This window comes from Dietzia cercidiphylli, from assembly GCF_014145145.1.
Lineage (GTDB): Bacteria > Actinomycetota > Actinomycetes > Mycobacteriales > Mycobacteriaceae > Dietzia > Dietzia natronolimnaea.
Window position 1 is genome coordinate 1 of record NZ_JAALEA010000421.1, and the last position, 12266, is coordinate 12266.

At 70.9% G+C, this 12266-nt stretch carries 12 protein-coding genes and 1 pseudogene; 6 read left to right on the plus strand and 7 right to left on the minus strand.

The genetic code is table 11. The annotated features are described in order from the left end of the window. A partial coding sequence (locus tag G6028_RS14410; RefSeq protein ID WP_206685753.1) for an HNH endonuclease signature motif containing protein occupies positions 1-764 on the plus strand: 764 nt, incomplete at its 5' end. A 69-nt stretch (positions 765-833) separates the two neighbouring features. On the opposite strand, the gene G6028_RS14415 is transcribed toward G6028_RS14410, so the two are convergent. The 4 genes from G6028_RS14415 to G6028_RS14430 form a co-directional block, all read right to left on the minus strand. Next, positions 834-1688 (minus strand): alpha/beta fold hydrolase, encoded by an 855-nt coding sequence (locus G6028_RS14415; protein WP_179526084.1) that lies wholly within the window; start codon positions 1686-1688, stop codon positions 834-836. A gap of 40 nt (positions 1689-1728) precedes the next feature. Then, positions 1729-2301, minus strand: a complete 573-nt coding sequence (locus G6028_RS14420; protein WP_182659285.1) for an SRPBCC family protein — start codon at positions 2299-2301, stop codon at positions 1729-1731. After that, positions 2298-3083, minus strand: coding sequence for an alpha/beta fold hydrolase (locus G6028_RS14425; RefSeq protein ID WP_241730781.1), 786 nt, complete (start codon positions 3081-3083; stop codon positions 2298-2300). Before G6028_RS14425 ends, G6028_RS14420 begins: the two co-directional genes overlap by 4 nt. A gap of 144 nt (positions 3084-3227) precedes the next feature. Continuing rightward, positions 3228-5486, minus strand: coding sequence for a catalase (locus G6028_RS14430; RefSeq protein ID WP_182659287.1), 2259 nt, complete (start codon positions 5484-5486; stop codon positions 3228-3230). A 216-nt stretch (positions 5487-5702) separates the two neighbouring features. Here G6028_RS14430 and G6028_RS14435 point away from each other — a divergent pair, with 216 nt between their 5' ends. The 4 genes from G6028_RS14435 (at position 5703) to G6028_RS14450 (ending at position 9668) form a co-directional block, all read left to right on the plus strand. After that, on the plus strand, positions 5703-6920 hold the full coding sequence (locus G6028_RS14435) for an AI-2E family transporter (protein WP_182659288.1): 1218 nt from the start codon (positions 5703-5705) through the stop codon (positions 6918-6920). Positions 6921-6945: 25 nt separating this feature from the next. Then, complete coding sequence (locus G6028_RS14440; protein ID WP_182659289.1) at positions 6946-8157, plus strand: acyl-CoA dehydrogenase family protein; 1212 nt, start codon at positions 6946-6948, stop codon at positions 8155-8157. Then, positions 8154-8615 (plus strand): hypothetical protein, encoded by a 462-nt coding sequence (locus tag G6028_RS14445; RefSeq protein ID WP_182659290.1) that lies wholly within the window; start codon positions 8154-8156, stop codon positions 8613-8615. Before G6028_RS14440 ends, G6028_RS14445 begins: the two co-directional genes overlap by 4 nt. A 120-nt stretch (positions 8616-8735) precedes the next feature. Then, complete coding sequence (locus G6028_RS14450; protein WP_241730782.1) at positions 8736-9668, plus strand: alpha/beta fold hydrolase; 933 nt, start codon at positions 8736-8738, stop codon at positions 9666-9668. An 82-nt stretch (positions 9669-9750) separates the two neighbouring features. Here the strand turns inward: G6028_RS14450 and G6028_RS14455 are convergent, their stop codons facing one another. Then, entirely contained in the window at positions 9751-10215 is a 465-nt protein-coding gene (locus G6028_RS14455; RefSeq protein ID WP_182659291.1) for a hypothetical protein, read from the minus strand. 212 nt (positions 10216-10427) lie between these two features. Between G6028_RS14455 and G6028_RS14460 the strand changes: the two genes are divergently transcribed. Continuing rightward, positions 10428-11030, plus strand: coding sequence for a CG0192-related protein (locus G6028_RS14460; protein ID WP_179524059.1), 603 nt, complete (start codon positions 10428-10430; stop codon positions 11028-11030). A 119-nt stretch (positions 11031-11149) separates the two neighbouring features. Here the strand turns inward: G6028_RS14460 and G6028_RS14465 are convergent, their stop codons facing one another. Together G6028_RS14465 and G6028_RS14470 are read right to left on the minus strand one after the other, a co-directional pair. After that, complete coding sequence (locus G6028_RS14465; protein WP_179524060.1) at positions 11150-11701, minus strand: YceI family protein; 552 nt, start codon at positions 11699-11701, stop codon at positions 11150-11152. Positions 11702-11819: 118 nt separating this feature from the next. Next, positions 11820-12266, minus strand: a pseudogene (locus G6028_RS14470) (alpha/beta hydrolase); the annotation flags it as partial.

The following is a 12266-nucleotide window of genomic DNA, read 5'->3' on the forward strand; positions in this document are numbered from 1 at the left end:
GGGGCGGGGGAAACGGCGCGCGCACGGGCGAGGCCGCCGGCAGCGGGGCCGGTGATGGTGCCCCTGCTGCTGCGGAGGCTGCGGCGGGGCAGCGGGGTGCCGATGGAGCGGACGACCCCGTGCACGCACCGGTGAACGTCTCGCCGCTACTGCGTCCGCGTGTGACCGTGATCGCCAACGGAGTCGGAGCGCCTCAACTGGAGTTCGCCAGAACGGGAGAAGCAGCGCTCGAGACCCTGACCCGTCTGCTCGAGTCCGCGAAGGGCGCGACCTTCGAGCTCGTGGACACTCGACCCGGAACCCACGATGGCGGTGAGAGCGCCTATCGCTATCGGATTCCTCCAGACCTGGCGCGACGGGTCCGAATGAGAGACGGGACCTGTCGGCATCCCGGTTGCGCGGTGCCGGCGGAATCCTGCGACATAGATCATATTGTCCCCTTCAACCACTCCGATCCCTCGAGTGGCGGGCTGACCATCGAGAAGAACCTGATGTGCATGTGTCGGCGGCATCACCGGTACAAGACCTTCTCCGACGCCCACTATGAGTACCTCGACGGCGGGCGGATCAAGATCCGATTCGGCAGACATGTCCTGACCACAACTCCTACAGGCCCGCTGGCGCGGGCCCGCGGGTTCGTGACCGCCCCGGTGTCCCCGCGTCCCAACCGGCCACCCGGGAGGTCGCCGGGCGCCAGCTCCGAAGATGGCCCCGAGCGCAGCAGGCGGCGCGGCGATCACGACGACGACCCGCCCCCGTTCTGACGGGGGCCGGACCCCGGATCCCGGACCCGCGCCCCGGGCGCTCTCTCTGCTATTGGTTCTGCCGCCGGCTCAACTCTGCGCGCGGGCGATGATCTCCTCGGCGAGCTCAGCTGGGCGTTCCTCGGGTATCCAGTGGCTCGCACCGGACATCTCCACGAAGCGGTAGTCGGCGTCCACGTAGTGGGCGGTCCGCTCGGCGCCACCGCGGCCGAGTGCCGGGTCGTGATCGCTCCAGACGAAGGTCGTGGGCACGCGGACACGGGCGGTCGCCTTCCCGGGTGAGGCGAAGGGCAGCGCGCGGTACCACCCCAGTCCACCGGGAACGGCGCCGTCGGCGACCATCTCGCTGCGGTAGCGGGCGATCATCTCCGGCGTCATGCCCATCGTGGCGAGAGCGCGTTCCGCCGGGCCTCCGTCCGAGGTGAGCACCCGCTCGGGAACCCACGGCAACTGGAAGAACCCGATGTACCAGGAGCGCAGCAGCTGGTCGGAGACGATCATCGCGCGGCGGAAGGCCGCCAGGTGGGGCACCGACACCGCGGTGAGCGACCGGACCCGGTCGGGATGCGCGGCGGCCACACCCCACGCCACGGCCGCGCCCCAGTCGTGGCCGACGACGTGGGCGGCGGGCAGGTTCGCGCTGTCGAGCAGGGCGAGGACGTCGCCCACCAACTCGGACAGTCGATATGCCCGCCGACCCCTGGGGCGGGCGGTGGAGCAGTAGCCACGCTGGTCCAGGACCAGCGTGCGGAACCCGGCCGCGTGGAGGAGGGGCGCCACCGCGTCCCAGCTGCTCGTGCGCTGCGGGAATCCGTGGAGGAGCACTACGACCTCGCCGTCGGCCGGGCCGGAGTCGATGGCCCGGAAACGGAGGCGGCCGCGGGAGAACGTGATCTCCGCGGACCGCGGCGGCTCGGAACCCAGCGATTCAGAACTCGGCGGAGTCTGGCCTGGGACGGTCGGATCAGCCACGGACGTATCCTCTCCGGACGGCCCGCTCGAGGATGCCCAGGGTCGCTTTGAGTGCGGACGCGTCCAGCACCGGCAGGATGCCGGAATCGCGCCACTTGGGATGGGCGTCGGACCAGTCGTAGTAGCTCACGACCTCCGTCAGTGGCCCGTCGAGGTCCCCGGCGCTGCCTCCGCCTCCGTCCGCGGTCCCGCTGCCGAGCTGCGTCAGGCGATACCCGTAGGTGTGACCGATCGGGGGCTTGATCTGGCCGTCGATGGTCCAGGCGATCTCCTCACCCGGCACGAACCGGGTGATGATGACGGTCACGTCGTACCGCCCGAGGTCATAGTCGCCGAGCGACTCGCGGTCCATGTGCACGACGAACCGGTCTCCCGCCGCCGTGACCGTCGAGCCCTCGGCGGATTGGAGCATTCCCGAGGAATCGATGGCCACGTGACCGTCCGGGTCGCAGAGCACGGCGAACACCCGGTCCGCCGACGCCGCGATGACCCGCGTGGCCTCGAGGCGTGTCCCGGGGGCGGCGTCGTCGGCACCGGACGAGCTGGTCGGTTCGTTGTCCGTCATGCCGTTGACGCTACCTCCGGGCCATCAGGCCCTGACCTGACGACCTCTCGGATTACTCGCGCGCACAGGTCGGGGTCGTCGATCATCGGGACGTGGCCGACGCCATCCAGGCAGAGGTGACGTGCCCCGGGCAGCAACTGCCTGGCGCTGACGGCATTGACCTCCGGCGGGAAAATCCGGTCCTCAGAGGACCACGCCACCGTCACCGGGCACGGCAGAGGATCCATCGGTAGGACTCGCTCAGTGGTCCCCAGCAGATCCGGGGCCACCACACAGCCCGCGAGGTCTCGGACCATATCGGCGGCCTGGCGGGGCGTGAGACGGTCGCCGCGTTCGGCCGCGTCGCGCAGGAACCGCCGGCGCAACACGGAGGATCGGAGGACCAGGGGAGCGAGAGGGCCTGCCATCCGGGCCATCAACCGTCCCCGTCGGATGGTCGAGGTCGCGTGGGTCTCGTCCGCCTCCCCGGGGGTCCAGCATCCCGCGGGGGAGAGCGCGCACACACTGAGCGCTCGCCCGCGCCGCGCCAACTCGATGGCCATCCAACCGCCCATCGAGTTGCCGGCGATGTGCACGGAGGCCAGACCGCGCTCGTCCAGGAGCGCCTCGACGTCGTCGACGAGCCCGGAGATGGTCGCCCGCCCGACGGCCGCAGGGCCACCGCGGTGGCCGGCGGCCGTCGGGACGATAAGGGAGAAGTCGGCCCCCAGAAGCGGGACGACGTCGTCCCAGACTCGGGCCGAGTTCGTGACCCCGTGTAGGAGCAGGAGCTGGGGGGACAAGTCAGCTCCGTGTGAGCGCATTCGTGCACGGTAGCCGAGGCTCGTCGAGCTTTCCCCTGGTTGGGTGGCCCGGTGCAGCAGCTTCTCGGGCGCGCGAGCAGGAAGGTGGCCTGCCCGCGCCACCTTCCTGCTCGCGCAGGTCCGTCAGACCCGGGCCGGATCCGGCCGGTCCCACGCACGGTGGGTCGCCAGCAGCGGCTTGAGCGCGGGCAGGACTCCCGCCGCCTCGTCCACCACCACGACACCGGGGGTGTCGGCGGTGAGCCCGAAGTCGACGAACTGGTCGACGGGCGCGAGCGAGGCGATCGCCTTCTTGTGGCGGAACATCTCGCTGATCAGCACGTCCGTGTTCGCGTCGGCGGGCAGGTCCACCACGACCAGGGCGTCGAACTCGATGGACCGCTGGGTGCGGTAGGTGCGGGAGACCGTGACCGTCTCTGCATCGTCCGCATCGCTTCCACCGAGCGTGCCGCCGGTCGGGGCGATGACCAGCGGGACCATGTCGTCGTCGAACACCGCCTGCTCCAGCGCCTTGACCGCGGCGACGTCGGAGGCCTCGGTGACGAGGATCCCGATGAGGCGACCGTCAGACGGCCACTCCCGCCCGATCTGGGAGAGCGCGGGGCTCGTGACGACCTCGGCCACCGGGACCTTGGCGGGCGCGGGGAGACCGAGGCCGGTGGCGACGGTGACGGCGAGGTCGTGGTCGATGTGGGCCAGCTGCTCGACCTGGCGGACCTTGATGTTCTCCTCGTAGCACTTGCCCAGCTCGAAGGTGTACGCGCCGGCGATGTGCTCCTTCTCCACCTCGGTCATGCTGTTGTAGAACAGGGTCGCCTGCGAGTAGTGGTCGTCAAAGGTGGCCGGGGCGTCCCGGACCACCTGCGCGTCGGCGATGTGCTGCGCCACCTCGACCAGCGCACCGTCGTCGGCACCGGCGAGGAACGGGCACCCGCCGTCGAGGCTGTTCGGCTTGTACGGCGCGACCCCCACGTGGTCGGCGGTCTGGTGCATGCCGTCCCGCAGCATGTCGTTGACCGGGGCGTGCGGGCGGTTGATCGGCAGCTGCCCGAAATTCGGTCCACCCAGCCGCGAGATCTGGGTGTCGAGGTACGAGAACAACCGGCCTTGGAGGAGCGGGTCGTTGGTCACGTCGATCCCGGGCACGAGGTGCCCCGGGTGGAACGCGATCTGCTCCGTCTCCGCGAAGTAGTTCTTGGGGTTGGCGTTGAGCGTCATGGTGCCGATCACCTGGACCGGCGCGAGCTCCTCCGGGACGAACTTGGTCGGGTCGAGCAGGTCGATGCCGTGGAACATCTCGCTCACCCCGTTGGAGTCGACCGTGTCCGGGAACACCTGGATGCCCAGGTCCCACTTGGGGAACGCGCCGGCCTCGATGGCGTCGGCCAGGTCGCGGCGGTGCAGATCCGGATCCATACCGGCCGCGATCTGGGCCTCCTCCCACACCAGCGAGTGCACACCGAGGTGGGGCTTCCAGTGGAACTTGACCAGGTTCGTCTCGCCGGCCGCGTTGATCAGCCGGAACGTGTGGACGCCGAAGCCCTCCATCATCCGGTAGGAGCGGGGGATGCCGCGGTCGGACATGTTCCACATGGCGTGCGCCTGGCCCTCGGTGTGGAGGGAGACGAAGTCCCAGAAGGTGTCGTGCGCGCTCTGGGCCTGCGGGATCTCGCGGTCCGGGTGCGGCTTGCCGGCGTGGATGACGTCCGGGAACTTGATGGCGTCCTGGATGAAGAACACCGGGATGTTGTTGCCGACCAGGTCCCAGGTCCCCTCCTCCGAGTAGAACTTGGTGGCGAACCCGCGGGTGTCCCGCACGGTGTCGGCGGACCCGCGCGACCCGAGGACTGTGGAGAAACGGACGAAGACCTCGGTCTGCGCACCCTGCGCGAACAACCCGGCCCGGCACACGCTCGCGGCCGCACCGTTGGCCTCGAAGACACCGTGGGCGCCGGCGCCGCGGGCGTGGACGACGCGCTCGGGGATCCGCTCGTGGTCGAAGTGGGTGATCTTCTCCCGCAGGTGGTGGTCCTGCAGCAGGGTCGGGCCGCGGCGGCCGGCCTTCTGGGAGTGGTCCGTGTCGGCGACCCGTGCCCCCTGCGCGGTGGTGAGGAACTCACCCTGCTGACGGGCGGCGTCCTCGGTGTCCGCGGACTCGGCCCCGGTGGGGCTGAACGGCGTGGCACCCTTCTGGTCCGGCTTGGGGGGCAGGGGGCCGGTGGGATCGGTGGGCTCCTCGAGCGAGGGGGGCTTGGGCGCCGGGACGCCGGGCACGACATCCCCACCGCCGATGACCTGATCGGCGAGTGTCCCGGCGGCGTCGGCGACCTTCTTGGCAGCGGCGCCGGCCGTCCTGGATGCGGCGGACTTCTTGTCGGACATGTGACTCCTCCGAGGGTTGGGTGTGAGTTCACGGGTGTCACACCGACTCTCCCACTCGGCGCGGACTTCGCAACCAGTCGCGAAGGGGTCGGAGCAGGAGTACGCTCCGGCGCTCGGCCACCCGGTCCCGCGGCGTGTGGGTCCCGTTCCCGGCGGCGTGCCCTCATGCGGCGCGAAGTCGACGTCGTCTGAGGTCAGCGCGCCTATGGTGTTCCCATGACGACCCACGGTGAGGACGCCGGCACCGCCGCGATCCCCCGATCCCATCTCCCGTATCCGATGGTCCTGGCGGCGGCCTGGGCGGCCTGCCTGCTGCTGATCGCCGGAGGCGGGTGGATCCTCGGCCAGGCCATCGGCCGACTGTCGGTGATCCTGGCGCCGCTCGCGATAGCGGTGTTGCTCGCCGCCATGCTCCGGCCGCTGGTGGACCGCGTGCCCCGGCGGGTCCCGCGGGCGCTGGCGGCGCTCGTCGTCGTCCTCGGGGTCCTGGCGCTGGTCGTGGGCTCGCTGGCGGTGGTCACCACCCAGCTCGCGACCGGGGTCCCGGAGATGAGGGAGAAGATCGGCAGCGGCGTGGACACCGCTCTCCAGTGGTTGGAGGACGGCCCGCTCCACCTCACCGCCGACCGGCTCCAGGAGGCCGTCGCGCAGGTCCGCGCCTGGATCGAGTCCCACTCCGAGGCGGTGGCCGCGGGCGCGGTCCAGTTCGGGCACACGGCCGTCGACGCGGTGGCCGGTCTGCTCATCTGCCTGGTGGCACTGTTCTTCTTCCTCTATCAGGGGGAGAAGCTGTGGGCGTTCTTCGTCCGGTGGTTCCCCCGCGCGAGCCGCCTCAACGTCGACCGCGCGCTGCGACAGGGCTGGGGCAGCCTCGGCGCCTACACCCGGACGCAGCTCACCGTGGCCGCGATCAATGCCACCGGGGTCGGGCTCGGTGCGCTGGTGCTGCGCGTGCCCTTCGTGATCCCCATCGTGGTGGTGGTGTTCCTCGCGTCGTTCGTCCCCATCGTGGGCACCCTCGTCGCGGGGCTGATCCCCACCGCGCTGGCGCTGGTGGACCGGGGACCGGTGATCGCGATCGCGATGCTGGCGATCGTCCTGGTGGTCCACCAGGTGGAGTCGCACGTGCTGCAGCCCGTCCTCATGGGTCACGCGGTGGCCCTCCACCCGCTGGCCGTGATCGTGGTGGTGGCCTCGGGCACCTACCTGTTCGGCATCGTGGGAGCGCTGTTCGCCGTCCCCGTCACCGCCATGGTGAACACCGTGGTGAGATACCTGGCCGGAGGGACGGACGGGGACGTGGACCGGGAACCCGGCGAGGCGCCGGGACTGGTGCCCGACCGCGCCGTGGTCTCCGGGCCGGACGACGACGAGAGGTCCGGACCGGATGACGACGAGCCCGCGTCACCCGGCGGCGACCCCGCCACCCGCTGACCCACCACCCCACCGAGAGGAACCGATGACCTTCAGCATGGAACCGACCGACGAGCAGCGCGAGCTGCAGGACTGGGCCCACGCCTTCGCCGAGGAGGTCATCCGGCCGGCCGCCCGCGAGTGGGACGAGCGCGAGGAGACGCCCTGGCCGGTCATCCAGGAGGCCGCCAGGATCGGGCTGTACGGCTACGAGATCATGGCCACGCTGCGGCAGGACGACACCGGTCAGTCCTACCCGATCCTGTGTGAGGAGCTGTTCTGGGGCGACGCGGGGATCGGCTTGTCCATCATGGGCACCGGACTGGCCGCGGCGGGCATCGCCTCGGCCGGGACCACGGACCAGATCATCGAGTGGGTGCCCCGCTGCTACGGCACCGAAGCCGAACCGGCGGTCGGCGGGTTCTGCTCGTCCGAGCCGGAGGCCGGGAGCGACGTGGGCAACATGCGCACCCGGGCCCGTTACGACGAGGCCACGGACGAGTGGGTGATCTCCGGGCAGAAGGCCTGGGTGACCAACGGCGGGGTGGCCTCGGTCCTCGTGGTGCAGGCGGTGGTGGACCCGGAGCTCGGTTCCCGCGGCCAGGCCGCCTTCGTCATGGAGGCCGGGACCCCCGGGATCGAGGCCGGACCCCGACTCAAGAAGCACGGCCTGCGCGCGTCGGCGACCGCCGACGTCTTCTTCGACGACGTCCGGGTGCCGGGCTCGGCGCTGCTGGGCGGCAAGGAGAAGCTCGACGAGAAGCTGGCCCGCGCCCGGGAGGGCGAGCGGACCGGGGGCCAGGCCGCCATGGCGACGTTCGAACGGACCCGACCCACCGTGGGCGCGATGGCCGTGGGCATCGCGCGGGCGGCACACGAGTACGCGCTCGAGTACGCCAAGGGGCGGGTGGTGTTCGGCCGACCGATCATCGAGAACCAGGCCATCTCGTTCCTGCTCGCGGACATGGCGGTGGAGATCGACGCCTCGCGACTGCTGGTCCGCCGGGCCGCGTGGTTGGGCGCGACCCGGCAGCCCATGGCCCGGGCCGAGGGCTCCATGTCCAAGCTCAAGGCCGGCCGTACCGCCGTGTGGGCCACCGAGCGCGCCATCCAGATCCTCGGCGGGGTGGGGTACTCCCGCGAGTACCCGGTCGAGCGGATGCACCGCGACGCCAAGATCTTCGACATCTTCGAGGGCACCGAGCAGATCCAGCAGCTGGTGATCGCCCGCGCGATCTCCGGTCAGCGGTTGCCGTGACGGACGTCGAGGTGGTGCGGGCGAGCGTGGTCCGCGCCCCGCGCGACGAGGTGTGGGCGCGCGTGGTCACCGCGGACGGGGTCAGTGACGAGTTCCGGCCTCTGTTGCGGATGCGCTTCCCGGCGCGACTGGCGGGGGCCTCCATCGCGGACGTGCCGCTGGGTCGGCCGATCGGGCGCGCGTGGATCCTGCTCGGCGGGGTCATCCCGGTGGAGTACGACGACCTGGTCCTGGTCGACCTGGAGGCCCTCCGGTTCTTCCAGGAGCGTTCGGAGCTCGGGTCGTGTCGGGTGTGGGAGCACCGCCGCGAGCTCGAATCGCTGGCCGACGGCTCCACCCGCGTCACCGACACCCTGCGGGCCGTACCGCGTGCGCTGGTGCCCGGATCGGTCGTCCGTGTGGTGGTCGGGGCACTGTTCGCCCACCGGCACCGGCGGCTCGCGCGGGAGTTCGGATGAGCGTCCGGGCCGGATGTGATAGAGAGAACTGCTCCCCGGGCCCCTGATGGCGCACAATGGGTCGAGGTGCTCCTTGCGACGAGGTACGGCGCGGAGACCGTCCCCGAGGGGGAATGCGACATGCAGAACAGCGATGTGCACAAGACCGAGATGCAGCGGACAAGGCTCCACGGACGCGAGCTGGCGTACCGCGAGGCGGGAGCCGGCGAGGGCAAGCCGACGCTGCTCCTCATCCACGGCATGGCGGGCAGTTCCGTCACCTGGCGGGAATTGATCCCGCGCCTGGAATCGAGGTTCCACATCATCGCCCCCGACCTGCCGGGCCACGGGGAGAGCTCCCTGGACTTCGACGACTACTCGCTCGGGGCGATGGCCTCCGCCCTGCGCGACCTGCTGGTGGTCAAGGGCATCAGGCGGTGCACGGTGATCGGCCAGTCGCTCGGTGGCGGCGTGGCCCTGCAGTTCGTCTACCAGTACCCCGACTTCTGCGAGCGCATCGCGCTGATCGGCAGCGGCGGCCTGGGCAAGGAGGTCAACTGGATCCTGCGCCTTCTCGCGGTCCCCGGAGCCGAGCTCCTGCTGACCGCGGGTGCGGCCCCGTTCCTGGTGTCCGCCGGGGACAAGGCCCGCGGGTTCCTCACCGGCAGGGGTGTCCGCGCGATCGCGCTCGAGGAGCCGTGGGCGGCGTACGAGTCGCTCGGCAGGCCCGGGCACCGTCGCACGTTCTTCAAGACCCTCCGGGCGGTCGTGGACAACAAGGGGCAGGCCGTCTCCGCCAGCAACAGGCTCTATCTGGCGGCGCAGTTGCCCTTCCAGCTGATCTGGGGCGACCGCGACCCGATCATCCCCGTCTCGCACGGGCTCACCACCCACGAGGCGATCCCGGGCAGCCGGCTCGCGATCGTCGAGGGCACCGGGCATTATCCGCACGTCGAGGACCCCGCCGCGGTCGAGCGGATCCTCGTCGACTTCATGGAGTCGACCGAGCCCGGCCACATCGACCACCAGCTCCTCGGTGAGCTCGTGACCGCGGGCGGCGACGAGGCCCGATAGGGGACCGCCGATCCGACAGGGCCCGGCTGGAGATGACGGCGGCCCCGGCCCCGTCGTGGGGGCCGGGGCCGGCTCGGGTCTGTCAGGCGTCGGTCTCGACCGTGTCGCCGCCCGTCGCGACGTCGTCGCCGGTGGCGTCGTCGGCAGCGGTGTCGTCGCCGTCGGTCTCGGTGCCGTCGGTGTCACCGTCCCCCGGGATCTCGGCGTCGATGCCACGGAGGATGTCGATCGCGCCCGCGATGTCGCCGGTCATCGCGGTGGAGATGGCCAGGTCGGCGTTCGCCTCGCACTCCTCGCCCGACAGTCCGGGCGCGACGCCGCCGACGGAACCGAGGAAGTCGTACGCGGAGATCGTGCCGCAGAGCTGCTGCGCGATGTCCGAGACCTCGGCGGGGGTCTCGGCGCCGTCGATGTCCGTCTCGACGGTCGTGGGGGCGCCGACCGACCCGCTGTCGAGCCCGGGGAGATCGCTCTGGGCGGCGGCCAGTCCCGCACCGGAGAAGGACAGGGCGGCAGCGGAACCGATGATCGCGATGGTCTTCTTCATGGTGGTCACCTTTCGTTCGGGCGCCGGGGTCTCCCGGAGACACGGCGGTCACCGTAACGGCGACAGTGCCAGCGTGCTGTGACCGCGATCACTCCCCGTCGGAGCCCGGTCGGTGGAATGTCGTGATGCGCTGGAGCGACGGCGCCCGGACAAATTCTTCTTCATCTCGCGGAGTGTTTGCCGCGTCGACGCTCTCCGGGGATGCTTGTCCCATGAGTGGAACCGCCGAGATCTATGACGCCGTCCTCAGCCCGGGCAAACTCGAGTTGCTCCGGGCGTGGATCCGCCACCAGTCGTGGTTCGACGGTGACCCGACGCGGCTGGAGCAGGTGACCGCCTACCGGTTCGTCGACCCCGACGGCGAGGTGGGCATGGAGGCCTTCCTCGTCTCGGACGGTGCGCGCACGTTCCACGTCCCCGTGACCTACCGGGGGGCGGAGCTCCCGGGGGCGCAGGACGCACTGGTCGGGACGCTCGAACACTCTGTCCTCGGTCGTCGCTGGGTGTACGACGCGCCGGCGGACCCCGTGTACGTGACCGAGGTGCGGCGGGTCGTCAGTCACCGCGACACCGCCGCCGACCATCTGGCGGTGGAGGACGGCACGGTCACCCCGTCGCCCGTCAACGTGCGGGGCGGTGGGGACGGGGCGACGGGCGACAGCGACGCCGATGCCGCACCTCAGGTGATCCGGGTGATCTCGGAGGAGAACGACGCCGAGGCTGACCGCCCCCTGATCGGCTCGCCGGGCACGCTCAGCGGGACCTGGGAGGACGCCGACGGCTCGCATTCCGCGGTCTTCGTCGTCGTCTCCTAAGACCTGTCGGCTAGGACCTGGCGGCTAGGGCCTGGCGGTGCAGTTCTTGCCGGGGGGCGCCGTCCGGCCCCGGGGGCGTCACGGGGCCGGACGGGGGTCCCGGCCGGGCCGGGCGGGACTCAGGCCTGCTTGATGGCCGAGAGCTCGATCTCGAGGGTGACCTTCTCGGAGACGAGCACGCCACCGGTCTCGAGCGCCGCGTTCCAGGTCAGGCCGAAGTCGCTGCGGTTGATGACCGTGGTGCCCTCGAAGCCGGCGCGGAGGTTGCCGAACGGGTCGGTGGCGGTGCCCTCGTACTCGAACGGGATGGTCACGGACTTGGTGGTGCCCTTGATGGTGAGGTCGCCGGTCACGTCGACGCCGCCGGAGCCGTTGGCCGCGATCTTCGTCGAGCGGAAGGTGATCTCCGGGTGGTTGTCCATGTCGAAGAAGTCGTTGGACTTCAGGTGGCCGTCGCGGTCGGCGTTGCGGGTGTCGATCGAGGAGGCGGTGATGACGACCTCGGCGGTCGCGCCGTCGACTCCCTCCGCGGGGACGGTGACCGTGCCCGTGTAGTCGTTGAACGACCCGCGGACCTTGGTGACCATGGCGTGGCGGGTGACGAAGCCGAGGCGGGTGTGGGTGGGGTCGATGTTCCAGGTGCCGGTGAGGTCGGTGAGCGTCGCGGTCATGGTGACTCCTTCGGTGGTCCCCGGCTGGACACCGGGGCGATTGGTTGTTGTGTCACCTACAGTAGCGCCTCAATGGTGATGCGTCAACAAGAAGTTCGGAGGAGTTCGGATCGGACGGTCACCCCACGTGACGACGCAGGAAGTGCAGCGCGTGGGTGACCGCCAGCTCGTGGCACGGCCGGCCGGGGAAGAGGTCAAAATGGTCGCCCGGGTAGTGGCGCACCTCGGCTCGAGCGGCGAACGCCGCGGTGCTCGCGGCGTGCGGCGGCGCGCTGCGGTCCAGGTCGGCGATCTGGACCAGCACGGGGGTCCCGGCGAGCTCCGCGGCCTTTGCGCCCGGTCGGAAGGAGCCCAGTACCGCCCCGACCCCGCCACCGATCTCGTTGCGCCAGCTCGGCCCCGCGATCGAGCCGTAGGCCTCCTCGTATCCCTCCAGGGAGAGCACCGCGTTCGACCCCGGCGGGCCGACCAGGGGGACCAACGGCTCCGTGCGGCCCAGCGCCGCCGCGGCCTTGGCCGCGACCGTGGTGCCGGTGGAGCGGAGCAGGGCGCCCGGTCGGTGCTG

Excerpts from the sequence above, each read along its gene's own strand:
- G6028_RS14420 (WP_182659285.1), bottom strand. The coding sequence starts at position 2,301 with ATGACGGACAACGAACCGACCAGCTCGTCCGGTGCCGACGACGCCGCC.
- G6028_RS14430 (WP_182659287.1), bottom strand. The coding sequence starts at position 5,486 with ATGTCCGACAAGAAGTCCGCCGCATCCAGGACGGCCGGCGCCGCTGCC.
- G6028_RS14435 (WP_182659288.1), top strand. The coding sequence starts at position 5,703 with ATGACGACCCACGGTGAGGACGCCGGCACCGCCGCGATCCCCCGATCC.
- G6028_RS14440 (WP_182659289.1), top strand. The coding sequence starts at position 6,946 with ATGACCTTCAGCATGGAACCGACCGACGAGCAGCGCGAGCTGCAGGAC.
- G6028_RS14450 (WP_241730782.1), top strand. The coding sequence starts at position 8,736 with ATGCAGAACAGCGATGTGCACAAGACCGAGATGCAGCGGACAAGGCTC.
- G6028_RS14455 (WP_182659291.1), bottom strand. The coding sequence starts at position 10,215 with ATGAAGAAGACCATCGCGATCATCGGTTCCGCTGCCGCCCTGTCCTTC.
- G6028_RS14460 (WP_179524059.1), top strand. The coding sequence starts at position 10,428 with ATGAGTGGAACCGCCGAGATCTATGACGCCGTCCTCAGCCCGGGCAAA.
- G6028_RS14465 (WP_179524060.1), bottom strand. The coding sequence starts at position 11,701 with ATGACCGCGACGCTCACCGACCTCACCGGCACCTGGAACATCGACCCC.